Origin of the sequence: Undibacterium sp. Ji83W, from assembly GCF_049340385.1 — a bacterium.
Taxonomy (GTDB): Bacteria; Pseudomonadota; Gammaproteobacteria; order Burkholderiales; family Burkholderiaceae_D; genus Undibacterium.
This window is the reverse complement of sequence record NZ_JBMPOZ010000001.1, coordinates 209,739-234,626: the sequence shown is the minus strand read 5'-3', so window position 1 is coordinate 234,626 and position 24,888 is coordinate 209,739. Positions and strand designations below refer to the sequence as shown.

Here is a 24,888-nt window from a genome sequence, read left to right as displayed (position 1 = left end):
ATTGCTCGTGGTGAGGTGAACGACAGCGCCTGAAAATCTGTCGGCAAATAGAAAGGACACATTGTGTTTAATAAAATTACCAAAACCTTCCAATATGGTCAGCACCAGGTAACACTGGAAACCGGCGAAATCGCTCGCCAGGCATCGGGTGCAGTCCTGGTATCCATAGAAGATACCGTTGTACTGGCAACAGTCGTTGCCAAAAAAGATGCAAAACCAGGTCAGGATTTCTTTCCTCTGACCGTGGACTACATGGAAAAAACTTACGCTGCCGGCCGTATTCCTGGCGGTTTCTTCAAGCGTGAAGGTCGTCCATCAGAAAAAGAAACACTGACTTCCCGTTTGATCGACAGGCCTATCCGTCCTCTGTTCCCAGAAGGCTATCTGAACGAAGTTCAGGTCATCATTCATGTATTGTCCGTCAATCCAGAAATCGACCCTGATATCGCTGCAATGATCGGTGCTTCCGCAGCGATTTCCGTTGCTGGCATCCCATTCAGTGGCCCGGTTGGCGCTGCACGTGTTGGTTATATTGATGGTCAATATGTATTGAACCCAACCGCAACTCAACTGAAACAATCCAAGCTGGATCTGGTTGTTGCCGGTACTGAGCAAGCCGTGTTGATGGTTGAGTCTGAAGCGCAGCAATTGTCTGAAGAAATCATGTTGGGCGCAGTTGTTTACGGCCACACGCAAATGAAAGCTGTGATCGATGCTATCCATGAACTGGTACGCGACGGTGGCAAACCTGAAGTGCAATGGGCACCTGCTGCAAAAAATGAGCCGCTGATCGCTGCTGTTACAGCAGTGGCAGAGCCTTTGTTGCGCGCTGCTTATCAAACAAAAGAAAAACAAGCGCGTACTGAGCAGCTGAAGGCGGCAACGTCTACAGTCGCTGCGGCACTGGCTGAGCAAGCTACTGCCAAGGGCGAAGCTGCTCCTGACTCATCAGAAGTTGGCAATATCCTGTTTGATCTGGAAGCGAAAATCGTTCGCTCCCAAATCCTGGAAGGCGAGCCACGTATCGATGGTCGTGATACACGCACTGTGCGTCCTATCAGCATCCGTACTGGCATTTTGCCACGTACGCATGGTACAGCCCTGTTCACGCGTGGTGAAACTCAGGCTTTGGTTATCGCTACTCTGGGTACTGCCCGTGACGAGCAAAAAATTGATGCGCTGATGGGTGAATACTCTGACCGCTTCATGCTGCATTACAATATGCCTCCATTCGCTACTGGCGAAACAGGCCGTGTTGGCACACCTAAGCGTCGTGAAATTGGTCATGGCCGCCTGGCTAAACGTGCATTGCAAGCTGCTCTGCCTGATCCGGAAGATTTCAGCTACTCAGTCCGTCTGGTGTCTGAAATCACAGAGTCCAATGGTTCTTCTTCCATGGCTTCGGTCTGTGGCGGTTGCCTGGCGTTGATGGATGCTGGCGTGCCTATGAAAGCACACGTTGCCGGTATCGCCATGGGCCTGATCAAGGATGGCAACAAGTTTGCTGTTCTGACAGATATCCTGGGTGATGAAGATCATCTTGGCGACATGGACTTTAAAGTAGCCGGTACTGCAGAGGGCATTACTGCCCTGCAAATGGATATCAAAATCCAGGGTATCACTAAAGAAATCATGCAAGTCGCTCTGGCGCAAGCCAAAGAAGGCCGTATCCATATCCTGGGTAAAATGCAAGAAGCCGTACCTGTCGGCAAATCCGAATTGTCTGACTTCGCGCCACGCCTGATCACTGTCAAGATCAACCCTGAAAAAATCCGTGATGTTATCGGTAAGGGTGGTGCAGTGATCCGTGCCTTGACAGAAGAAACTGGCACGCAAATCGATATCAGCGATGAAGGTGTAGTCACTATCGCTTCTGTTGATGCAGCAGCTGGCCAGGAAGCCAAACGTCGTATCGAAGAACTGACTGCAGAAGTTGAAGTTGGCAAAATCTACGAAGGTACAGTATTGAAGTTGCTGGACTTCGGCGCGATCGTACAAATCATGCCAGGTAAAGATGGTTTGTTGCACATCAGCCAGATCGCCAATGAGCGCGTGAATGCTGTTGCTGACTACCTCAAAGAAGGTCAGCAAGTGCGCGTCAAAGTGCTGGAAACTGATGATCGTGGCCGCTTCAAGTTGTCAATGAAAGCAGCTGCTTCTGAATCTGAAGGTCAGCCTCAGCCGCAGCAGCAGCAACAGCAGTAATAAATTCACGCAGCCGGAAGCTTGTCGTCCTAAGTCCGACAGTCTCCTGGTCTGTAAGAGTTGAAAACGCCCGTCTTGCACGGGCGTTTTTTTATTGGCTTACAATCGCGGATGGTATCGCTGGATTCACACAAAGGCTAAAGATGAAAACTGAAATGCGCGCAATTGAAATCACTCAGTATGGCAAACCTGAAGTCTTGCAAATTTGCAGCAGGCCTGTGCCAGTGCCGGGTAAAGGGGAATTATTGATCAAGGTTGCAGCGGCTGGCGTGAATCGCCCCGATGTCTTGCAGCGCCTTGGTTTTTATCCTGTGCCACCAGGTGCTTCGGATTTGCCGGGTCTGGAAGTGGCTGGCGAAGTTATTGGTGGTGATGTGCAGGGCAGTGGGTTTGAATTGGGTGATCAGGTTTGTGCGCTGGTGCAGGGTGGTGGCTATGCTGAATATTGCGTGGCACCTGCGGGGCAGTGCCTGAAGGTGCCAACTGGCTTGACCATGATAGAGGCGGCTTCTTTACCAGAGACTTACTTTACGGTTTGGAGTAATGTATTTCAGCGTGCGCATTTGTCGCCAGGTGAAAGTTTTCTGGTGCAGGGCGGTACATCCGGGATAGGGGTAGCGGCGATACAAATTGCCAAGGCATTGGGGCACAGGGTTTTTGCTACAGCGGGATCGGATGAAAAGTGCAGGGCGACTGAAAAGCTGGGCGCTGAGCGTGGCATTAATTACAAGGCTGAGAATTTTGTCGATGTCGTCAAGGAGTTGACTGCTGGCAAAGGTGTTGATGTCATTTTGGACATGGTAGCTGGTTCCTATGTACCTAAAGAAATCAACTGTCTGGCGGATGATGGCAGGTTGGCCATCATTGCTCTGCTGGGTGGTACTTCTGCCGAGCTTGACCTGGGGCAGGTTTTGCGCAGGCGGCTGACTGTGACTGGGTCGACCTTGCGACCGCGTTCTGTTGCTTTCAAGGCAAAAATTGCTGCTGAGCTGCAAGCGCATGTCTGGCCATTGCTGGTATCGAAAGAGATCGTCCCTGTGATACATCAGGTATTTCCTCTGGAGCAGGCTGCACAAGCTCATGCCATGATGGAGGAAGGTTTGCATATAGGTAAAATCATGCTGGCTCTGGATTAGGCTGCGCCGCCAGCTTCCTGGGTTTTTTACAGGGATGTGGTGTGATTGCCTGCCGTATTGTCATATTGCCTATATATCTGAGGTAATTATGCCTTTGAAGCAAGTTCTTGATGTAAAAACTGGTCTTGCCGGTTTGACCCTGTCTGCGCCGGAGGCTACAATAGACGGTTATTTATATTTTGGCTCACTATGCGACGCACCTTAATAGCCGGTAACTGGAAAATGAATGGTAGTTTTGCTGCCAACCGTTCATTGTTGTCTGAAGTCAAGGCGGGTTTGCCTGCCGATTTGCACTGTGATGTATTGGTTTGTGCTCCTGCACCTTATTTTGCGCAATGTGCGGATTTGCTGGGTGGTACTGCAGTGAGCTGGGGTGCGCAAGATGTATCTGTGCATGCGCATGGTGCTTACACCGGCGAGATTTCTGCTTCCATGTTGCAAGACTGTGCTTGCAAATATGCAATCGTCGGGCATTCTGAGCGCCGTGCCTATCATGCCGAGAGCAATGAGCTGGTGGCGCAGAAGGCGCAGCAGTTATTAAAGCATGGTGTGTTGCCCATGGTTTGTGTGGGCGAAACGCTGGAGCAGCGCGAGAGTGGCCAGACTAATGCAGTCGTGGCTGCGCAGTTGAATGCGGTGCTGGATGTGTTGGGTGTGCTGGATGGTGTTGTGATTGCCTATGAGCCTGTATGGGCCATCGGTACCGGTAAAACAGCAACGCCGGAAATGGCGCAAGAAGTGCATCATTTCCTGCGTCAGCAAGTAGCTGTTCGTGATGCTGGTGCGGCAGAAAAAGTACAGATTTTATATGGTGGTAGCATGAAGCCGGAAAATGCCAAGGAGTTATTGGCAATGCCCGATATTGATGGTGGTTTGATTGGCGGAGCTGCACTGAAATCCCAGGATTTTCTTGCGATTATCGCTGCCAGTTAATTGATTTATTGTAGTACTTAATTTTTTCTTGGATGTTTTGAATGCAAACTTTACATACGTTGGTCATCGTTATTCAGATTCTGTCTGCATTGACAATTATTGGTCTGGTTTTATTGCAGCACGGTAAAGGTGCGGACATGGGGGCCTCTTTCGGCTCTGGCGCTTCTGGTAGTCTGTTTGGTGCGACTGGCTCGTCCAATTTCTTGTCCAAGGCGACGGGTGTGGCTGCTGCAATATTTTTTGCGGCGACCCTGGGTCTGGCAGTATTCAGTACTGGCGCGCGCAAGCCTTCCGGTGGTGTGATGGAAGGTGTAACCGTGGTTCAGCCTGCGGCTAATGCTGCGCCTGCAAGCGCCCCGGCAGCAGCTTCTGGTGCAACTGCAACATCCGCGCCAGCTTCCTCTGCTGGTCAAGCTGGTCAGATTCCAAAATAAATTGATTTTGCTCAGCAAAAAACATTGAATTGCTGCAATTGCGCGTTGAACAATGAGGCTATACATAGTAGAATGCTGGGCTTAAGCCGACGTGGTGAAATTGGTAGACACGCTATCTTGAGGGGGTAGTGGCGAAAGCTGTACGAGTTCGAGTCTCGTCGTCGGCACCAAAAAAATAAGGCCAGTTTTCTTTGCTGGCCCGGTCGAGGAAGCAGTCATTTCTTGTGGTTTGATTTTAAGAAATGACTTGCTTCAATCTGGCATTCAATTACAGGTAGCCTAACGTGAACCTCGAAAATTATTTCCCAGTTCTTCTCTTTATTCTGGTTGGTATCGCTGTAGGTGTGGTGCCGCAAATCCTGGGGCGTGTTCTTGCTCCATATAAACCGGATTCACAAAAAAATTCTGCTTACGAATGCGGTTTTGAAGCATTCGAAGACGCGCGCATGAAATTTGATGTGCGCTACTACCTGGTGGCGATTCTGTTTATTTTGTTCGATCTGGAAACGGCATTCTTCTTCCCTTGGGGCGTGGCAATGCGTGACCTGGGTTGGACAGGTTTTCTGATTATGCTCGGCTTCGTGCTGGAGTTCGGCGTTGGATTTTGGTACATCTGGAAAAAAGGCGCTCTGGATTGGGAGTGATGGATTATGTCAATTGAAGGTGTATTGAACGAAGGCTTTGTTACGACAACAGCCGACAAACTGATCAACTGGACGCGTACCGGCTCCATGTGGCCCATGACTTTTGGTCTGGCCTGCTGTGCGGTAGAGATGATGCATGCCGGTGCTTCCCGCTATGATCTGGATCGCTTTGGTGTGGTGTTTCGTCCTTCTCCGCGTCAGTCCGACGTCATGATCGTTGCCGGTACGCTGTGCAACAAGATGGCACCTGCTTTGCGTAAGGTATATGACCAGATGGCCGAGCCTCGCTGGGTTATTTCCATGGGTTCTTGCGCCAATGGTGGTGGTTACTACCATTATTCGTATTCAGTAGTACGTGGTTGCGACCGTATTGTGCCAGTTGATATTTATGTGCCAGGTTGCCCGCCAACCGCAGAAGCACTGATGTACGGCATCATACAGTTGCAAAACAAGATCAAACGTACCAATACCATTGCTCGTTAATCGTGCGATCGCTGGGGCAATATTAAATTATGACTACCAAACTGGAAAACCTTGAGGCAGCAGTAAAAAATGTCCTGGGTGAGCGTATTCTGGACTTGAAGAATGCGCTAGGTGAAATCACCATCGTGGTTTCTGTAACTGCTTATCTGGATGTAATGCGCACTTTGCGCGACCATGCAGAAACCAGTTTTGAAGAACTGATCGACCTTTGCGGTGTCGATTACTCTGCTTATGGCGATGGCTTGTGGGAAGGTGCGCGTTTTGCTGCCATTTCGCATTTGCTGTCGATTAAGCATAACTGGCGTTTGCGTGTGCGCGTGTTTGCGCCGGATGATGAAATGCCAGTCGTACCCTCGCTGATCGATATCTGGAATGCAGCCAACTGGTATGAGCGCGAAGCGTTTGATCTGTACGGTATCCTGTTTGATGGTCACAATGACTTGCGTCGTATTTTGACCGACTATGGTTTTATCGGTCATCCTTTCCGTAAAGACTTTCCAGTTTCCGGCTATGTTGAAATGCGTTATGACGCAGATCAAAAGCGCGTCGTTTACCAGCCTGTCACGATAGAACCACGCGAAAATGTGCCGCGTGTGATTCGTGAAGAAAATTACGGGATGAAATAATGGCTGAGATTAAGAATTACACCCTGAACTTTGGTCCTCAGCATCCTGCCGCGCATGGTGTGTTGCGTCTGGTGCTGGAGCTTGACGGTGAAGTGATACAACGTGCCGATCCGCACATTGGTCTCTTGCATCGTGCGACTGAAAAATTGGCTGAGCAAAAAACTTTCCTGCAATCCGTGCCTTACATGGATCGCCTGGACTATGTCTCCATGATGGCCAATGAGCATGCCTATGTCATGGCTATAGAGAAGATGCTGGGTCTGGAAGTGCCTTTGCGTGCGCAGTACATCCGCGTCATGTTTGATGAAATTACACGCCTGTTGAACCACTTGCTGTGGATAGGCGCGCATGCGCTGGACGTGGGCGCAATGGCGGTGTTCCTGTACGCATTCCGTGAGCGTGAAGATCTGATGGATTGCTATGAAGCAGTCTCAGGCGCACGTTTGCATGCTGCTTACTATCGCCCAGGTGGTGTGTACCGTGACTTGCCGGATCAAATGCCGCAATTCACTGTATCGGCCTTGAAGAATGAAAAAGCGATGAAGTTGCTGAATGAAAATCGTCAGGGTTCCCTGCTGGATTTCATTGAAGACTTCACCAACCGTTTCCCAAAATATGTCGACGAATACGAAACACTGTTGACCGATAACCGTATCTGGAAACAGCGTCTGGTCGGTATTGGTGTGGTGTCGCCTGAGCGTGCCATGGCCATGGGCTTTAGTGGCCCTATGTTGCGTGGCTCCGGTATCGAATGGGATTTGCGCAAGAAGCAGCCGTATGAAGTTTACGACTTGCTGGACTTTGATATTCCAGTCGGCGTGAATGGCGACAGTTATGATCGCTACCTGGTGCGCGTAGAAGAAATGCGCCAGTCCAACCGCATCATCAAACAATGCGTTGAGTGGCTGAGAAATAACCAGGGTCCGGTGATTACTGATAACCACAAGGTTGCGCCACCACATCGCGTGAACATGAAGTCGAATATGGAAGAACTCATCCATCACTTCAAGCTGTTCACCGAAGGTTTCCATGTTCCCGCTGGCGAAGCATATGCCGCAGTTGAGCATCCAAAAGGCGAGTTTGGTATTTACTTGATGTCCGATGGTGCTAACAAGCCTTATCGTCTGAAAATCCGTGCGCCAGGTTTCGCGCATTTGCAGGGTTTGGATGAAATGGCAAAAGGTCACATGATTGCTGATGCGGTAACGATCATCGGTACTCAGGATATTGTGTTTGGTGAGATTGACAGATAAAGCGGCGTCCTGAGGACGTCGAATCGAGGCATTAGCTATGGTGTTATCAGAGCAGGCATTTAAAAAAATTGATCGTGAACTTGCAAAGTTCCCGGCTGACCAGCGCCAGTCCGCTGTGATGGCCGCATTGGCTATTGCCCAGGATGAAACTGGCTGGGTATCCCCGGAAGTCATGCAGACTCTGGCTGACTACATCGGCATGCCCGCAGTAGCAGTGCAGGAAGTCGCGACTTTCTACAATATGTACAACACCAAGCCGGTGGGCAAGTTCAAGATTTCGGTCTGTACCAATCTGCCTTGCGCCTTGTCTGGTGGCGAGCGTGCCGCACATCATCTGAAGCAAAGACTCGGTATCGATTACAGGGAAACCACGGCAGATGGCCAGTTCACCCTGGTTGAAGGCGAGTGCATGGGGGCCTGCGGTGATGCACCTGTCATGCTGGTCAATAACAAACGCATGTGCAGTTTCATGTCGAATGAAAAAATTGACGGTCTGGTCAATGAATTGAAAGAGGTTAAATAATGACGAGTCTGCATAATCGCCATATTAAGCCTTTGATACTGGCTGGCCTGGATGGTAAAAACTGGCATCTGCAAGATTACGTAGCACGTGGTGGCTATGAATCCTTGAAGCGTATCCTCAATGAAAAAATCCCACCTGAGCAAGTCATTGCTGAGTTGAAGGCTTCTTCTTTGCGTGGTCGCGGTGGCGCGGGTTTTCCTACCGGCTTGAAGTGGAGTTTCATGCCACGTCAGTTCCCTGGTCAAAAATACCTGGTCTGTAATACAGATGAAGGCGAGCCTGGTACATTCAAGGACCGTGACATCATTCGTTATAACCCGCATGCGCTGATTGAAGGCATGGCCATTGGTGCTTACGCCATGGGCATCACGGTAGGTTACAACTACATCCACGGCGAAATTTTTGCTGACTACGACCGTTTCGAAGAAGCGCTGGAAGAAGCTCGTGCCGCCAACATGCTGGGCGACAAGATTGCTGGTTCAGACTTCAACTTCCAGTTGCATGCTTTCCACGGCTACGGCGCGTATATCTGCGGCGAAGAAACAGCCTTGCTGGAATCGCTGGAAGGCAAGAAAGGGCAGCCACGCTTCAAGCCGCCTTTCCCTGCCAGCTTTGGTCTGTATGGCAAGCCAACCACGATCAATAATACAGAGACATTTGCGGCTGTGCCTTTCGTGTTTGCCATGGGTAGTGAGAAATACGCTGCGCTCGGCAAGCCAAATAATGGCGGCACCAAGATTTTCTCCATGTCTGGCGACGTAGCAAAGCCAGGCAATTATGAAGTGCCTATGGGTACACCGTTTGCCACCTTGCTGGAACTGGCTGGTGGCATGCGCGACGGTAAAAAGATCAAGGCAGTTATCCCTGGTGGTTCATCCATGCCGGTATTGACTGGTGATGTGATGATGGCGACTGACATGGACTATGACTCCATCGCCAAGGCTGGCTCCATGTTGGGTTCTGGTGCCGTCATCGTCATGGATGAAACACGCTGCATGGTGAAATCACTGTTGCGCCTGTCTTACTTCTATTTTGAAGAATCCTGCGGTCAGTGCACACCATGCCGTGAAGGTACGGGTTGGTTGTATCGCATGGTGCACAGGATAGAGCATGGTCATGGCCGTCCGGATGATCTGGATATGCTGAACTCCATCGCTGACAATATCCAGGGCAAAACAATTTGCGCTCTCGGTGATGCAGCGGCGATGCCAGTACGCGCAATGATCAAGAATTTCCGCGAAGAATTTGAATATCACATCGAGCATAAGCATTGCTTGGTGCCCACTTACATGTAAGCCAGCTTCGGTTAGCACACTTAGAGTAGACCATGGTTGAAATCGAAATAGACGGCAAAAAAGTCGAAGTCCAAGAGGGCAGTATGGTGATGGACGCTGCCAATAAGCTTGGCACCTACATCCCGCACTTTTGCTATCACAAAAAATTATCTATTGCGGCTAACTGCCGCATGTGTCTGGTCGAGGTTGAAAAAGCACCGAAGCCTTTGCCTGCCTGCGCGACACCTGTCACGCCGGGCATGATCGTCCGCTCTTCCAGCGACAAGGCAGTAAAAGCACAAAAAGCAGTGATGGAATTCCTGCTCATCAATCACCCGCTGGATTGCCCTATCTGCGATCAGGGTGGTGAATGCCAACTGCAGGATCTGGCTGTTGGTTACGGCGGCACTGCATCCCGTTACGATGAAGAAAAACGCGTGGTATTCCACAAGGACGTAGGTCCTCTGGTTTCCATGGAAGAAATGAGCCGTTGCATACACTGTACGCGCTGCGTTCGTTTCGGTCAGGAAATCGCTGGCGTCATGGAGTTGGGCATGCTCAACCGTGGCGAACATTCTGAAATCACTTCCTTCGTCGGCAAAACTGTTGATTCCGAATTGTCAGGCAACATGATCGATCTGTGCCCGGTAGGCGCACTGACATCCAAGCCTTTCCGTTATTCTGCCCGTACCTGGGAATTGTCACGCCGTAAATCAGTGAGTGGCCATGATGGTCTGGGTTCCAACCTGATCGTTCAGGTCAAGAACAATAAGGTCATGCGTGTGGTTCCGCTGGAAAACGAAGAAATCAATGAATGCTGGATTTCTGACAAAGACCGTTTCTCTTACGAAGCCCTGAACAGCACAGAACGCCTGACCAGGCCCATGATCAAGCAGGGCGGTCAATGGCAGGAAACTGACTGGCAAACAGCACTGGAATATGTTGCGCACGGCTTGCGTAACGTCAAGCATGAGCATGGCGCTGATGCCATTGCTGCGGTTGCTGCACCAAGTTCTACTCTGGAAGAACTGACGCTGCTACAACGCGTTGTGCGTGGCCTGGGTTCTGACAATGTCGATTTCCGTCTGCGCCAGTCTGACTTTGCGCTGAATTCTTCTGTCAAGCCTTGGTTGGGTACCAGTATCGCCAGATTTGGTCAGTTGAAAAACGTTTTCGTGATCGGTTCCTTCCTGCGTAAGGATCATCCTTTGCTGGCAGCTCGTCTGCGTCAATCAGTAAAAATGGGTGCCAAGCTCAGCATCCTGCATGCAACAAATGATGAGTTGCTCATCAAACTGGCAAATAATGCGGTAGTTGCACCATCGCAGTGGACAGCCTTCCTGGCTGAAGTTGCAGTTGCTATCGCAGCTAAAAAAGAAATCGTCAAACCAGCTGGTTTCGAAGCTGTGCAGGCATCTGCCAAAGCAGAAGCGATTGCGGCTAGCCTGTTGGCTGGCAACGCAGGCGTATTCCTTGGCAACACAGCTTCTTATCATCCAGAAGCATCGCAATTGCATGCGCTGGCACAATGGATAGCTGAAAATGCAGGTACAGAATTTGGTTACCTGACAGAAGCAGCAAATACAGTTGGCGGCTACCTGGCAAATGCCATTCCTGCCAACAATGCCAAGCCTGTATTTACCGAAGCCAAAAAAGCTTACATCGTATTGCACGCCGAGCCTTTGCTTGACAGCGCGCATCCGGTACAAGCCAAGACAGCTTTGGATAATGCTGAAATGGTCGTCGTCATGTCGCCATTCAAGCACGGTGCAGAATATGCAGACGTCTTGCTGCCAGTTTCTCCTTACACAGAAACATCCGGTACTTTCGTGAACTGCGAAGGCCGTGCACAAAGTTTCCATGGTGTAGTCAAGCCTCTGGGCGATACCCGCCCTGCATGGAAAGTCTTGCGCGTACTTGGCAATTTGCTGGGTCTGGACAACTTTGATTTCGAGACAGCAGAAGCAGTGCGCGCAACAGTATTGACGCAAGCTGACCTGACGACGCAATTGAATAACCTGGCCAAACTGGCTCCGGCAGTTCCTGCTAACGCGGCTGCTGGCATGGAGCGCATTGCTGACGTCGGCATCTACAGCACAGATGCTATCGTACGCCGTGCAGAATCCCTGCAACTGACAGCCGATGCGCGTGCACCACAAGCATGGATCAGCTCTGCTGATGCCAGCAAACTGGGCATAGCCGAAGGTGACATGGTGAGACTGAGCAAAACAGGTTCTACCCTGATCCCTGTGGGAATCGATCAATCCCTGCCTGATAATGTAGTCAGGATTGCTGCAGGTCATAGCCTGACAAGTAATCTGGACGGCATGTTCGGTGCTATCAAACTGGAGCGTGCATAATGAATTTGCTGCTCTCTATTCATGGATTTGGCCAGCAATATCTTGGTGCCTTCTGGCTGCCTTTGTGGACACTGATCAAGATTGCGTGCATTACTCTGCCAGTGATGGGTTGCGTAGCCTACCTGACCTTGTGGGAACGCAAGATGATAGGTTGGATGCACATCCGTCTTGGCCCGAATCGCGTAGGCCCAGCAGGTTTGTTGCAGCCTATCGCTGATGCGCTGAAACTGCTGCTCAAAGAAATCATTATCCCGGCAAAAGCAAACAAAATCCTGTTCGTGCTGGCACCCATCATGACCATCATGCCAGCGCTGGCAGCCTGGTCGGTGATTCCTTTCGGTCCTGAAACTGTGCTGGCAAACGTCAATGCAGGCTTGTTGCTGATCATGGCTATCACCTCGATGGAAGTCTACGGCATCATCATCGCCGGTTGGGCATCCAACTCCAAGTATGCTTTCCTAGGTGCCATGCGTGCTTCTGCACAGATGGTATCGTATGAAATCGCCATGGGCTTCGTACTGGTCATCGTACTGATGGTATCCGGCAGTTTGAACATGACCGATATCGTCAATGCGCAGACCAAAGGTTTTGCTGCCGACCATGGTTTCAACCTGTTCTCATGGAACTGGTTGCCGCTGTTGCCCATGTTCGTGGTGTATGTGATTTCCGGTATTGCGGAAACCAACCGTCATCCGTTTGACGTGGTTGAGGGTGAGTCCGAAATCGTTGCCGGTCACATGGTTGAATACTCTGGTATGTCTTTTGCCATGTTCTTCCTGGCTGAATACGCCAACATGATTTTGATCTCTGCCATGGCATCTTTGATGTTCCTCGGCGGCTGGTCTGCACCGTTCAGCTTCCTGGATTTCGTCCCTGGCTGGATCTGGCTCGGTATCAAGACTTTTGTTGTGGTTTCCATGTTCATCTGGGCACGCGCATCTTTCCCACGCTATCGCTATGACCAGATCATGCGTCTGGGCTGGAAAGTATTTATCCCGCTGACTCTGGTGTATCTGGTCATCGTCGCAGCATGGATGCAAACTCCATGGAATATTTGGAAGTAAGAGGCTAAAAAAATGGAAGCAATCAAGGATTTTTTTGGCAGCCTGATGCTGCGCGAGCTGATCAAGGGCCTGGCCCTGACAGGTCGCTATATGTTCGCCCGCAAGATCACGGTGCAATTTCCTGAGGAAAAAACTCCGCAATCTCCACGTTTTCGTGGCCTGCACGCCTTGCGCCGCTACCCGAATGGGGAAGAGCGTTGCATCGCCTGTAAATTGTGTGAAGCAGTGTGCCCGGCAATGGCCATCACGATCGAATCTGATCAGCGTGCTGACGGTACTCGCCGTACTACCCGTTATGACATCGATCTGACCAAGTGTATTTTCTGCGGTTTCTGCGAAGAATCCTGCCCGGTCGATTCCATCGTTGAGACTCATGTACTGGAATATCACGGTGAAAAACGCGGCGACCTGTATTTCACCAAAGAGATGTTACTGGCTGTAGGTGATCGTTACGAGACACAAATTGCAGCAGCGCGCGCCGCTGATGCCACATACCGCTAACTGGACCTGGTTCGATATGGAATTTACTACCGTTTTATTTTATGTTTTCGCAGCGATCATGATAGTCGCTGCGATCCAGGTGATTTCTGCACGCAACCCTGTGCATGCCGCCTTGTTTCTGGTCCTGACTTTCTTCAATGCCGCAGGTATCTGGATGTTGCTGAAGGCAGAGTTCCTGGCCATCGTGCTGGTGCTGGTGTATGTCGGCGCGGTCATGGTGCTGTTCCTGTTTGTGGTGATGATGCTGGACATTAATCTCGACAAACTCAGGGAAGGTTTCTGGAGTCACTTCCCGTTGGCTGCAGCAGTTGGCGTCATCATCGTACTGGAAATGTCGGCAGTGTTGTTGCGCGGCTTTTTGCGACCTGATAACCATACCCCGGCAGCATCCGACAAGATAGGTAATACCAAGTACCTGGGTATAGAGATTTTCACGCATTACCAGTTCGCTTTTGAAGTTGCAGCAGCCATTCTGTTGCTGGCTATCGTTGCTGCGGTTGCGCTGACTTTGCGCCGTCGTAAAGACAGCAAGTATTTTGATCCTGCTGCGGCGGTCAAAGTGAAAGCCAAGGACCGTATCCGTATCGTCAGCATGAAAGCTGAATCCGAGCGCGCTGAGAATAATGCCACTGCTGCGGCAGCTACTGTGAATCCGGAGGCTTAAATGGCTTTGACTTTGAGTTTGACGCACTACCTGATTTTGGGCGCAATCCTGTTTGCGATTTCCATCGTCGGTATTTTCCTCAACCGTAAAAACATCATTGTCTTGCTGATGGCAATTGAATTGATGTTGCTGGCGGTGAATATCAATTTCATCGCATTCTCCCATTATCTGGGTGATGCAGCAGGGCAGGTATTCGTGTTCTTCATACTTACCGTTGCTGCTGCTGAGTCAGCGATAGGTCTGGCGATCTTGGTGGTCTTGTTCCGTAATCTGGACACCATCAATGTCGAAGATCTGGATGCATTAAAAGGTTAATCAGGTTAATGGTGCGGATTGTCGCCTGCTGCGGCAGGCGGGTAGTCCGGTATAGGCTGGCGATTTAGAAAAGTAATAAAGCTAACAAAGGGTCATCATGGCGGGGCAACTTAACCCACAATTATTATTGGCAGTACCACTGGCGCCCCTGGTCGGGTCTGCTATTGCAGGTCTGCTAGGAACGAAGTTTTTCGGCAATGTGGTTGGCCGCAAGGTATCGCATACAGTCACCATACTTGGTGTACTGATTGCATTGATCATCTCCTGCATGACCTTGTCTGCCGTGATGGATGGTGCAACTTATAACGAGACCTTGTATCAATGGATGAAGGTCGGCAACATGAAGCTGGAAGTCGGCTTCATGGTAGACAGCCTGACAGCCATGATGATGTGCGTCGTGACCTTTGTGTCGCTGATGGTGCATATCTACACAATTGGTTATATGGCAGAAGACGAAGGCTATAACCGCTTCTTCTCGTATATCTCCTTGTTTACCTTCGCCATGCTGATGCTGGTGATGAGTAACAACTTCCTGCAATTATTCTTTGGCTGGGAAGCTGTGGGCCTGGTGTCTTACCTGCTGATTGGTTTCTGGTATACCAAACCAACGGCCATTTACGCCAACATGAAAGCCTTTCTGGTCAACCGTGTTGGTGACTTTGGTTTCATCCTGGGCATAGGCTTGCTGGTCGCAAATACCGGTTCCATGAGCTATGTTGAAGTATTCGCCAAGAAAAATGAACTGGCAGCCATGTTGTTGCCACATACCGACTGGATGTTGATTACTGTTGCCTGTATCTGCCTGTTCATCGGCGCGATGGGTAAGTCTGCACAATTCCCTCTGCATGTCTGGTTGCCAGATTCCATGGAAGGCCCAACCCCGATTTCTGCATTGATCCACGCGGCGACCATGGTTACCGCCGGTATCTTTATGGTGTCACGCATGTCACCATTGTTTGAATTGTCTGATACTGCCTTGTCCTTCATCCTGGTGATAGGTGCGATTACTGCACTGTTCATGGGTTTCATGGGCATCATCCAGAACGATATCAAACGCGTCGTGGCTTACTCCACATTGTCACAACTGGGTTATATGACAGTGGCACTGGGTGCTTCTGCTTACTCGGTTGCGGTATTCCATCTGATGACACATGCCTTCTTTAAAGCCCTGTTGTTCCTGGGCGCCGGTTCCGTGATTATCGGTATGCACCATGATCAGGATATCCGCAACATGGGTGGCTTGAGGAAATACATGCCAATTACCTGGCTGACATCTCTGGCTGGTTCTCTGGCATTGATCGGTACGCCTTTCCTGTCCGGTTTCTACTCCAAGGACAGCATTATCGAAGCAGTGCAGGCCAGCCATTTGCCTGGTGCCGGTTTTGCCCAGTTTGCTGTGCTGGCAGGTGTGTTCGTAACAGCTTTCTATTCTTTCCGTATGTATTTCCTGGTCTTCCACGGCAAGGAAAACTTTGGCAAGGCGCATGCACATGATCATCACGATGATCACAAAGATGCACACAAAGACGACCACCATGCTGCTGCTGATCATCATGACGAGCATCACCATGGCCTGGCTCCTGGCCAAAAACCACATGAGTCACCGTTGGTTGTCTGGTTGCCTTTGGTTCTGTTGGCGATTCCTTCGCTGTTTATCGGTGCGATTGCCATTGAACCTATGCTGTTTGGTGGTTTCTTCAAGAACGTGATTTTTGTCAATGAAGCACATCATGCGATGGAAGAACTGCACCACGAATTCCACGGTGCTGCTGCGATGGGCCTGCATTCTTTCATGACACCACCGTTCTGGCTGGCGTTGGCAGGCGTGGTGACTGCTTATGTGTTCTACATGGTCAAGCCGGAAATTCCAGCGGCGATCAAGAAGGCAGTCAACCCGCTGTACACCTTGCTTGAAAATAAATACTACATGGACCGCTTTAACGAAATCGTATTCGCCGGTGGCGCACGTGTACTCGGTGGTGGCTTGTGGAATATTGGTGACAAAGGCCTCATCGATGGCCTGGTAGTTAACGGCAGCGCAAAACTGGTCGGCTGGGTCTCCAAACTGATACGTCATTTGCAGAGTGGTTATATCTATCACTATGCATTTGTGATGATACTCGGCGTGATGGGTTTCCTGGCTTATACAGTGCTGTTTCCCTTTGCTAAATAAGTGACCACGGCTATAAAAAGATAATTATTATGCAGTCAACTTCTACTCTACTTAGCCTTTCGATCTGGTTACCGATAGCCTTCGGTATCTTCATACTGGCATTCGGGCGCGATAACAATCCTGCGCTGGTGCGCGGTGTTGCGCTGATCGGTTCTGTCTGCAGCTTTATCGTCACGCTGCCTTTGATCAAGCTTTTTGACAATACTGCGCATGGCATGCAGTTTGTTGAAAAATACAGCTGGATAGAACGCTTCAATGTGTTCTATGCATTGGGTATAGACGGCATCTCTTTGTGGCTGATACCTTTGACAGCCTTCATCACTGTGATTGTGGTGATCGCCGCCTGGGAAGTCATAGAAAAACAGGTTTCTCAATACATGGGTGCCTTCCTGATTTTGTCAGGCTTGATGATAGGTGTGTTCTGCGCGACTGATGGCATGTTGTTCTATGTCTTCTTTGAAGCGACGCTGATCCCTATGTACATCATCGTCGGTGTCTGGGGTGGTCCGAACCGCGTGTACGCAGCATTCAAGTTTTTCCTGTACACATTGATGGGTTCTTTGCTGACTCTGCTTGCGATTATTTACCTGTACCTGAAAGCCGGTCATTCTTTTGATATTCTGGTATGGCATAAACTGCCTTTGCCGCTGACTACCCAGATCATGATTTTCTGCGCCTTCCTGATGGCGTTTGCAGTCAAGGTACCAATGTGGCCAGTACATACCTGGTTGCCGGATGCCCACGTTGAGGCGCCTACTGGTGGTTCTGTTGTGTTGGCCGCCATCATGTTGAAACTGGGTGCCTATGGCTTCCTGCGTTTCTCTTTGCCTATCGCACCTGACGCCAGCCATTACATGGCAGGTTTCATGATCACGCTGTCGCTGATTGCCGTGATTTACATTGGTCTGGTGGCACTGGTGCAAAAGGATATGAAAAAGCTGGTCGCGTATTCCTCAATTGCGCATATGGGCTTCGTGACTCTGGGCTTTTTCATGTTCAACGACATGTCAGTGCAGGGTGCTATCGTACAAATGATTTCTCACGGCTTTATCTCTGGCGCGATGTTCCTGTGTATCGGTGTCCTGTATGACCGAGTACATTCCCGCGAAATCGCTGACTACGGTGGTGTAGTCAACACCATGCCAAAGTTTGCTGCCTTGTTCGTGTTGTTCTCCATGGCCAATTGCGGCTTGCCGGCAACTTCTGGTTTTGTTGGCGAATTCATGGTGATCCTGGGCGCGGTACAGTTCAATTTCTGGATAGGTATGCTGGCAGCAACAGCCCTGATTTTTGGTGCAGCCTACTCTTTGTGGATGGTCAAGCGCGTTGTGTTTGGCAATATCACGAATGAACATGTAGCCCACCTGAGCGACTTGAACAAACGTGAATTCTTCATGCTGGGTGTGTTGGCGATAGCAGTATTGGTGATGGGTTTGTATCCAGCGCCATTTACAGATGCAATGCAGGTCTCGGTAACTGATCTGTTGCAACACGTGGCAGTTCCTAAGCTGACACCCTGACCGGGAATTTGGATACGCAAGCCACGGCAACCTGCATCAGGCAGTCGTGGCAGCAGATCAATGCTAGTAAAAAATTGAATAATATGAACCTGATACCACTTTATCCTGAAATCTTTTTGCTGCTGGCGATTTGCGCCATCTTGCTGATCGATATGTTTTTGCCTGACAGCAAACGCAATGTGACGTATGCGCTCAGCATACTGGCATTGACGATCTGTGGTGTCCTGACTGTGGCATTCGCTGATCCGGTGAAGTCGGAATACGTCAGTAACAATATGTTTGTTTCTGACCCCATGGCCGTGCTGCTGAAACTTTTTTCTTATATCGCAGTAGGCGTCACCCTGATTTATTCACGCCAATACGTCAGCGACCGCGCGATGACCAATACTCACCTTGGCGGTGAGTACTATGTGCTGGCGCTGTTTGCCTTGCTGGGCCAGATGGTGATGATTTCCGGTAATAACTTCCTGGTGATTTACCTTGGCCTGGAATTGATGTCACTGTCGCTGTATGCCCTGGTGGCCTTGCGTCGTGACCATACGGTTTCTACTGAAGCGGCGATGAAGTATTTCATCCTTGGTGCGCTGGCTTCCGGTTTCATGTTGTACGGTATTTCCATGTTGTACGGTGCTACTGGTTCCTTGCAGTTGAATGAAGTCGTTAAAGTCACTGCGACTGCAACGGCGAATAAAACTATTTTGGTATTCGGTATTGTTTTCCTGGTTGCCGGTCTTGCATTCAAACTGGGTGTGGTTCCTTTCCATATGTGGGTGCCTGACGTCTATCAAGGGGCACCGACTGCAGTGACTTTGTTACTGGGGGGCGCACCTAAGCTGGCCGCGTTTGCAATTACCTTCCGTTTGCTGGTCGAGGGCCTGTTCCCGCTGGCAGTCGACTGGCAGCAAATGCTGGTGGTGCTGGCAGTCTTGTCAATGGCGATAGGTAATCTGACTGCGATTGCGCAAACGAATCTGAAGCGTATGCTGGCTTATTCCACCATTTCACAAATGGGTTTCATGCTGCTGGGCATGTTGTCTGGCGTAGCAAATGGTAATTCTGATCTGGCCGTGGATGCCTACAGCTCTTCCATGTTCTACAGTATCACCTATGTATTGACGACGCTGGGTACCTTTGGCGTCATCATGTTGCTGGCACGCTCAGGTTTTGAAGCAGAAAACCTGGAAGACCTGAAAGGCCTGAACAAGCGCAATCCATGGTTTGCCCTGGTCATGCTGCTGCTGATGTTCTCGCTGGCTGGTATCCCACCTATGATGGGCTTCTATGCAAAGCTTTCAGTCTTGCAGGCTGTTCTGTCCACTGGCAAATTGTGGCTGGCTCTGGTTGCCGTCGCATTCTCGCTGATTGGTACTTTCTATTACCTGCGCATCGTCAAACTCATGTACTTTGATGATCCGCTGGATCATAGTCCTATCGTTGCCAGCGCCGACGTGCGCATGGTCTTGAGCGTGAATGGCCTGATCGTCCTGGTCCTGGGTATCATGCCAGGCTCGCTGATGACAGCCTGCGTGAATGCCATCTCCAATACACTTAAATACTGATACGGCCAGCAGTGGGTAATTCTGCATCTACCTGGCTGATCATCGTGTTGGCAGTTCTTGCTGCCAACCTGCCTTTCTTGAATGAGCGTTGCTTTGCTATCATAGGCTTGCAGCGCTTCGCATTTTTTAAATCTATTTTCTTTTGGAAATCAGTTTCTTCATCTGTAGTCGATTTGGCTGTTGCTACTCCTGTTGATGAAGATGACGATGTGAATGCGACACCCATCACCACGAATGATGTGCCTGTGCGCACTATGCCTGCATATTCTGAGGTGCCAGAATTGAAAACGGTTCAGGTCAAGTCGTTGTGGTTGCGCCTTCTTGAACTTATCATCCTGTATTTCTGTGTCGGTGGCATTGCCTTCGCTCTTGAGTCCTCAGCAGGCAACCGCTTCCCACAAGGATGGGAATTCTATGCCATCAATGCCTGTCTGTTTTTGGTGCTGGCTTTCCCCGGTTTTGTATATCGCTACCTGAAGCGCAATCATGGCTGAAAAAGTCACCAGCAAGCTGAATCTGCAAGAAAACAAGATCAGCAGCGAGCTGGTGTACGAAGGCAGTTTCTTGAAGGTTGATAAAGATGTAGTGTCCTTGCCTGATGGGCAGACTGCCACGCGCGAGTACATACGCCACCCGGGAGCCGTCGTTATCATTCCCTTGTTTGATGATGGTCGCATCCTGCTGGAAAAACAGTTCCGCTATCCCTTGCACCAAGTCTTCATTGAATTTCCGGCAGGTAAAATAGATGAAGGTGAAGACCCTTTGCTCTGTGCCCAGCGCGAGTTGCGCGAAGAAACCGGCTATACCGCCAGCGACTGGTCTTTCGTCTGCACCATACACAACGCCATCGCTTATTCAGACGAACACCTGGACATCTACCTGGCCAAAGGCCTGACGGCAGGGCAGGCCGCCCTGGATGAAGAAGAATTCCTCGAAGTATTCACCGCCACCCTGCCAGAGATGCTGGACTGGATTAAATCCGGCCATATCACCGACGTAAAAACCGTCATAGGTACATTCTGGCTGGAGAAAATCCTGGCTGGTAAGTGGTGATCGCAGGCTGAATTTTTAAAAAGTCTCATAAACGAAAAAGCCGCTGATCAGCGGCTTTTTCGTTTGTTCTATTGTCCAATTCCCGTCGCAGGAGGCGTTGAGTAAGCGTAGCGAGCGGCCTTAATTTTAGTTAAGAAGCGCAGTCGTACAAGCGTACGACGAGCATCGCAGGCTAAAAGTAAGGCTGCGCAGTAGCTTAATCAGCGTCTCATGCTACATGTTTGGATAATTAGGTCCACCCCCACCTTCAGGCGTCACCCAGACGATATTCTGGGTCGGGTCCTTGATATCGCAAGTCTTGCAATGCACGCAGTTTTGCGCATTGATTTGCAGGCGGTCTGCACCTTCCTCGGTCTTCACGAATTCATACACACCAGCCGGGCAATAACGTGCTTCGGGGCCTGCGAATTTGGCCAGGTTGACTGCGACCGGTACATCGGCATTTTTTAAGGTCAGATGTATGGGCTGGTCTTCAGCATGGTTGGTATTCGAGATAAACACTGAGGATAAACGATCAAAGGTCAGCTTGCCATCCGGTTTTGGATAAACGATAGGCTTGCATTCAGAAGCAGGGCGCAGGCATTCATGGTCAGCCTTGCTATGATGCAGCGTCCATGGTGCCTTGCCACGCAATACCACCTGATCAAGCCATACCAGCGGTGAACCATAAGTGCCACGCTTGAGCAGGGGTTTGACGTTGCGGGCAGTGTACAACTCTTCATGCAGCCAGGATTGTTCAAACGCAGTTGAATAGCTGCTCAATTCATCATGCTGACGGTTGGCTGATACCGCTTCAAAGGCTGCTGTTGCAGCCAGCATGCCAGTCTTGATTGCAGCGTGGCTACCTTTGATGCGACTCATGTTGAGGAAGCCAGCGTCACAACCTATCAGTGCACCACCAGGGAACACCAGCTTGGGCAGGGATTGCAAGCCGCCGGCAGTGATTGCCCGCGCGCCATAAGAAATACGTTTGCCGCCTTCAAAGAAAGTACGAATAGAAGGGTGGGTCTTGAAGCGCTGGAATTCTTCGTAAGGCGACAGGTAAGGATTTTCATAAGCCAGGCCAACTACGTAACCAACTGCCACCAGATTATCTTCCAGGTGGTACAGGAAAGAACCACTGTACTGGTCCATCAAGGGCCAGCCTGTCGTGTGCACCACCAGGCCAGGCTTATGCTGCTTGGGATCAATTTCCCACAATTCCTTGATGCCTATGCCATAGGATTGCGGGTCTTTGCCTTTGCTCAAATCGTATTTGGCGATGACTTGTTTACCCAGATGGCCGCGTGCGCCCTCGGCAAACAGGGTGTACTTCGCATGCAACTCCATGCCGAGCTGGAAAGAGGAGGTTGGCTGACCATGGCGGTCTACACCCATATTGCCGGTGGCAACGCCTTTGACTGAGCCATCTTCGTTATACAAGACTTCTGCTGCGGCAAAGCCGGGGAATACTTCCACACCCAGGGCCTCTGCCTGTTGACCCAGCCAACGGGTGACATTGGCGAGTGAAACGATGTAGTTGCCATGATTCTCGAAACAGGCTGGCAGCATCCAGTTAGGGGTGCGGTATGCGCTTTTCTCTGTCAGCACCAGGACGCGGTCTTCAGTAACTTCAGTATTCAGAGGCGCGCCCATTTCCTTCCAGTTGGGAAAGAGTTCGGTCAGGGCCTTGGGATCCATGACAGCACCAGACAGGATATGCGCACCAGGTTCGCCACCTTTTTCCAGTACACAGACCGATACTTCCGTGCCTTTTTCTGCGGCCAGTTGCTTCAGCTTGATGGCTGCCGACAAGCCAGCTGGTCCGCCACCGACGACAACGACGTCATATTCCATTGCGTCGCGGGGACCGTACTGTTCAAGTATGCTTTGTGTCATGGCTATTTTCACTTTCTGGAGATTTTAGAACGAGCGTGCTTATTTGCTGTCAGCATGTTATCTGCTGTGTGTGTATTTCGCAAGCGAGGGTATGCTCGAATTATTATTGTTGTAGGTGCGCAAAATACACAGAATTATCGCAGAGCCAACTTTGGTATGCATCAAGATCATGCGAAATAGGGGAAGAAATTCTGTAAAAATCTTCAACTAATTCAAATCCATACAACACAAGCATAATCAGTATGTCATCATAGCGGTAGATAGAGTAGTAAGCTTATTCAAATTATTTGTGGAGAATCAGATGGGCATAGAAGTCAATTTCGAAGGCAAGATTGCACTGGTAACCGGTGCTTCCAGTGGTCTTGGCGCACGATTTGCCAAAATTCTGGCGCAGGCAGGTGCACAAGTCGTGCTGGCGTCGCGCCGTATAGACAGGCTCAAAGAATTACGCGCCGAAATCGAATCCGAAGGTGGTGCTGCTCACGTGGTTGCTCTCGACGTCACGGATTACGGCAGTATCAAGTCTGCCATTGCGCATGCCGAGACCGAGGCCGGCCCTATCGACATCCTGATCAATAATTCTGGTGTATCAACGACGCAACGCCTGGTCGACGTAACACCGGATGATTATGCCTATGTGATGGACACCAATCAGCGCGGTGCCTTTTTTGTAGCGCAGGAAGCAGCCAAGCGCATGATTGCCCGCCATAAGGGTGATCCTAAAAAGCAACACCGCATCATCAATATCGCTTCGGTCGCTGGCTTGCGCGTATTGCCGCAGATAGGCATTTACTGCATGAGCAAGGCAGCGGTGGTGCATATGACCAAGGCGATGGCAGTGGAGTGGGGCAAGTATGGCATCAATGTGAATGCGATTTGCCCGGGTTATATTTCGACTGAAATCAATTCAGACTATTTTGCCACTGAAGCCGGCCAGAAACTGGTCGACATGTTGCCAAGAAAGCGTGTGGGCACGCCAGAAGATCTGGATGGCTTGCTGCTCTTGCTGGCAGCAGAAGAATCACGTTTTCTCAATGGCGCCATTGTTACAGCCGATGACGGTATGAGCGTGCAATGATAGAGAATAAGGTTACGGAAAAGAAGCTGGTCTATACCGTCACCATTCCTATCCGGTGGGGCGATATGGATGCCATGGGCCATGTCAACAATACCGTGTATTTTCGTTATATGGAACAGGCGCGTATTGAGTGGCTGAGCATGATGGGTTGCCTGCCGGATGAGGCGGGTAATGGCCCGGTCATCGTCAATGCCTACTGCACCTTCAAGAAGCCTCTGAAGTATCCTGGGCAGGTTGAAGTGTGTACCTATATCGGTGCAGCAGGCCGCAGCAGCTTTGAAACAATACAGGAAATGCGGTCAGTCGGTGATGGTTATGCCCTGTATGCAGAAGGTGGTGCCAAGGTAGTCTGGGTATCGGCTGAGACAGGTAAATCCGAGGCCTTGCCTGAAGCAATCAAGCAAAAGCTCAGTGAAATCAAAGTCGCAAAACGTAAAAGTAAAGCTGTGAAAATTTGAATATGAGTTTGAATTTGAGTCTGAATTTGAGTCTGAATTTGAGTCTGAATTTGCGTTAATGAAGCGCAAGCCAGATGCCATCTCTGGCATTCTGATGAAGTTGGCAGTTCAGCGCATGATACCCAGCAGCTTGTGCACCAGTTCGCTGGATGTTGCTGAATTGAATTTGCGCATCAGTTTTGCCCTGTGCATTTCTACGGTTCGTGGGCTGAGGTTAATTTGGCGGGCGATCAGCTTGCTGGTCTTGCCTTCTACCAGCAGCGCGGCGATTTCGCGTTCACGGGGTGTCAATTCCGCGGTGACCGGGCGTTTCGCACTCAGGTCTTCAAAAGTCCAGATACCGGCGGCATGTGGGTTGTCCTTGTTCAAGCCACGGCCTGATACGTGACACCAGAACAGTTCCTGGTTCGCCCGTTTCATGATACGTTCATCAGAATAATAGCCCTTGGCATTCATGATGGGCGTGATGCGTGCACCGGTACGTTCGAACTCGTCAGGACTAGGGTAAAGTACCAAAAAAGACTTACCCAGCAATTCATCTTTTTGATAGCCAAACATGTTAGCCAGATCATCATTGCAGGCATGGATAATGCGGTTCTGCGATACGCACATACCAACAGGTGCATGTTGAAATATGGATTCAAAATCGATGGGCTGTACGACATTCATTTCCAATGATCCGCTAACATTTGTAGTAAAGGCGTATTTTTACGGTATTGCGCAGTATAACGCAGCATCATATCCTGTAAGACTA

At 50.2% G+C, this 24,888-nt stretch carries 23 protein-coding genes, 1 tRNA gene and 2 pseudogenes; 24 read left to right on the top strand and 2 right to left on the bottom strand.

What is annotated here, in order from left to right; translation table 11 throughout:
- Window positions 1-63: 63 nt before the first annotated feature.
- The 22 genes and pseudogenes from pnp to ACO0LD_RS00965 all read left to right on the top strand — a co-directional run bounded on the left by pnp (window position 64) and on the right by ACO0LD_RS00965 (window position 20,720).
- Window positions 64-2,205: a polyribonucleotide nucleotidyltransferase gene (gene pnp, locus ACO0LD_RS01070; RefSeq protein ID WP_423002887.1), complete on the top strand. Its 2,142-nt coding sequence runs from the start codon at window positions 64-66 to the stop codon at window positions 2,203-2,205.
- Window positions 2,206-2,360: 155 nt separating this feature from the next.
- A complete protein-coding gene (locus ACO0LD_RS01065) occupies window positions 2,361-3,341 on the top strand; it encodes an NAD(P)H-quinone oxidoreductase (protein WP_423002885.1) in 981 nt (326 codons plus the stop codon).
- A 189-nt stretch (window positions 3,342-3,530) separates the two neighbouring features.
- On the top strand, window positions 3,531-4,274 hold the full coding sequence (gene tpiA, locus ACO0LD_RS01060; protein ID WP_423002883.1) for a triose-phosphate isomerase: 744 nt from the start codon (window positions 3,531-3,533) through the stop codon (window positions 4,272-4,274).
- Between the two features lie 41 nt (window positions 4,275-4,315).
- Window positions 4,316-4,708: a preprotein translocase subunit SecG gene (gene secG / locus ACO0LD_RS01055; protein WP_423002881.1), complete on the top strand. Its 393-nt coding sequence runs from the start codon at window positions 4,316-4,318 to the stop codon at window positions 4,706-4,708.
- 85 nt (window positions 4,709-4,793) lie between these two features.
- Window positions 4,794-4,878, top strand: a tRNA-Leu gene (locus ACO0LD_RS01050).
- 114 nt (window positions 4,879-4,992) lie between these two features.
- Window positions 4,993-5,352, top strand: a complete 360-nt coding sequence (locus tag ACO0LD_RS01045; protein WP_110253971.1) for an NADH-quinone oxidoreductase subunit A — start codon at window positions 4,993-4,995, stop codon at window positions 5,350-5,352.
- A 6-nt stretch (window positions 5,353-5,358) separates the two neighbouring features.
- The gene (locus tag ACO0LD_RS01040; RefSeq protein ID WP_110253970.1) at window positions 5,359-5,835 is read left to right on the top strand and encodes a NuoB/complex I 20 kDa subunit family protein; all 477 of its coding nucleotides are present in this window, start codon (window positions 5,359-5,361) and stop codon (window positions 5,833-5,835) included.
- Between the two features lie 29 nt (window positions 5,836-5,864).
- The gene (locus ACO0LD_RS01035) at window positions 5,865-6,461 is read left to right on the top strand and encodes an NADH-quinone oxidoreductase subunit C (protein WP_423002878.1); all 597 of its coding nucleotides are present in this window, start codon (window positions 5,865-5,867) and stop codon (window positions 6,459-6,461) included.
- A complete protein-coding gene (locus ACO0LD_RS01030; protein ID WP_162059349.1) occupies window positions 6,461-7,714 on the top strand; it encodes an NADH-quinone oxidoreductase subunit D in 1,254 nt (417 codons plus the stop codon). Before ACO0LD_RS01035 ends, ACO0LD_RS01030 begins: the two co-directional genes overlap by 1 nt.
- Window positions 7,715-7,751: 37 nt before the next feature.
- Window positions 7,752-8,237 (top strand): NADH-quinone oxidoreductase subunit NuoE, encoded by a 486-nt coding sequence (nuoE, locus tag ACO0LD_RS01025; protein ID WP_422950386.1) that lies wholly within the window; start codon window positions 7,752-7,754, stop codon window positions 8,235-8,237.
- Entirely contained in the window at window positions 8,237-9,532 is a 1,296-nt protein-coding gene (gene nuoF, locus ACO0LD_RS01020) for an NADH-quinone oxidoreductase subunit NuoF (RefSeq protein ID WP_423002876.1), read from the top strand. Before nuoE ends, nuoF begins: the two co-directional genes overlap by 1 nt.
- 32 nt (window positions 9,533-9,564) lie before the next feature.
- Window positions 9,565-11,871, top strand: coding sequence for an NADH-quinone oxidoreductase subunit NuoG (nuoG, locus tag ACO0LD_RS01015; protein ID WP_423002874.1), 2,307 nt, complete (start codon window positions 9,565-9,567; stop codon window positions 11,869-11,871).
- A complete protein-coding gene (gene nuoH / locus ACO0LD_RS01010; RefSeq protein WP_423002872.1) occupies window positions 11,871-12,935 on the top strand; it encodes an NADH-quinone oxidoreductase subunit NuoH in 1,065 nt (354 codons plus the stop codon). Before nuoG ends, nuoH begins: the two co-directional genes overlap by 1 nt.
- A gap of 12 nt (window positions 12,936-12,947) precedes the next feature.
- Window positions 12,948-13,436 carry an NADH-quinone oxidoreductase subunit NuoI gene (gene nuoI, locus ACO0LD_RS01005; protein WP_186951817.1) on the top strand — a complete coding sequence of 163 codons (489 nt, stop codon included), beginning with the start codon at window positions 12,948-12,950 and terminating at the stop codon, window positions 13,434-13,436.
- Window positions 13,437-13,452: 16 nt separating this feature from the next.
- Window positions 13,453-14,100: an NADH-quinone oxidoreductase subunit J gene (locus tag ACO0LD_RS01000; protein ID WP_422970446.1), complete on the top strand. Its 648-nt coding sequence runs from the start codon at window positions 13,453-13,455 to the stop codon at window positions 14,098-14,100.
- Window positions 14,101-14,415: an NADH-quinone oxidoreductase subunit NuoK gene (gene nuoK, locus ACO0LD_RS00995; RefSeq protein ID WP_162041807.1), complete on the top strand. Its 315-nt coding sequence runs from the start codon at window positions 14,101-14,103 to the stop codon at window positions 14,413-14,415.
- 97 nt (window positions 14,416-14,512) lie between these two features.
- Window positions 14,513-16,588: an NADH-quinone oxidoreductase subunit L gene (gene nuoL / locus ACO0LD_RS00990; protein WP_423002870.1), complete on the top strand. Its 2,076-nt coding sequence runs from the start codon at window positions 14,513-14,515 to the stop codon at window positions 16,586-16,588.
- Between the two features lie 26 nt (window positions 16,589-16,614).
- The gene (locus ACO0LD_RS00985; RefSeq protein WP_423004050.1) at window positions 16,615-18,108 is read left to right on the top strand and encodes an NADH-quinone oxidoreductase subunit M; all 1,494 of its coding nucleotides are present in this window, start codon (window positions 16,615-16,617) and stop codon (window positions 18,106-18,108) included.
- Window positions 18,109-18,191: 83 nt separating this feature from the next.
- Window positions 18,192-19,667 (top strand): NADH-quinone oxidoreductase subunit NuoN, encoded by a 1,476-nt coding sequence (gene nuoN, locus ACO0LD_RS00980; RefSeq protein ID WP_423002868.1) that lies wholly within the window; start codon window positions 18,192-18,194, stop codon window positions 19,665-19,667.
- An 11-nt stretch (window positions 19,668-19,678) separates the two neighbouring features.
- Window positions 19,679-19,771: pseudogene (locus ACO0LD_RS00975) on the top strand (DUF2818 family protein); the annotation flags it as partial.
- Between the two features lie 195 nt (window positions 19,772-19,966).
- A pseudogene (locus ACO0LD_RS00970) lies at window positions 19,967-20,161 on the top strand (DUF2818 family protein); the annotation flags it as partial.
- Entirely contained in the window at window positions 20,154-20,720 is a 567-nt protein-coding gene (locus tag ACO0LD_RS00965) for an NUDIX domain-containing protein (protein WP_423002866.1), read from the top strand. The pseudogene ACO0LD_RS00970 and the gene ACO0LD_RS00965, both read left to right, overlap by 8 nt.
- 213 nt (window positions 20,721-20,933) lie before the next feature.
- Here the strand turns inward: ACO0LD_RS00965 and ACO0LD_RS00960 are convergent, their stop codons facing one another.
- The gene (locus ACO0LD_RS00960) at window positions 20,934-22,556 is read right to left on the bottom strand and encodes an electron transfer flavoprotein-ubiquinone oxidoreductase (protein ID WP_423004048.1); all 1,623 of its coding nucleotides are present in this window, start codon (window positions 22,554-22,556) and stop codon (window positions 20,934-20,936) included.
- Between the two features lie 343 nt (window positions 22,557-22,899).
- Between ACO0LD_RS00960 and ACO0LD_RS00955 the strand changes: the two genes are divergently transcribed.
- Window positions 22,900-23,676: an SDR family oxidoreductase gene (locus tag ACO0LD_RS00955; protein WP_186949053.1), complete on the top strand. Its 777-nt coding sequence runs from the start codon at window positions 22,900-22,902 to the stop codon at window positions 23,674-23,676.
- The gene (locus ACO0LD_RS00950) at window positions 23,673-24,134 is read left to right on the top strand and encodes an acyl-CoA thioesterase (protein ID WP_423002863.1); all 462 of its coding nucleotides are present in this window, start codon (window positions 23,673-23,675) and stop codon (window positions 24,132-24,134) included. The genes ACO0LD_RS00955 and ACO0LD_RS00950 overlap by 4 nt, the downstream gene beginning before the upstream one ends.
- Window positions 24,135-24,242: 108 nt before the next feature.
- Here the strand turns inward: ACO0LD_RS00950 and ACO0LD_RS00945 are convergent, their stop codons facing one another.
- Complete coding sequence (locus ACO0LD_RS00945) at window positions 24,243-24,803, bottom strand: LuxR C-terminal-related transcriptional regulator (protein WP_423002861.1); 561 nt, start codon at window positions 24,801-24,803, stop codon at window positions 24,243-24,245.
- Window positions 24,804-24,888: the final 85 nt, after the last annotated feature.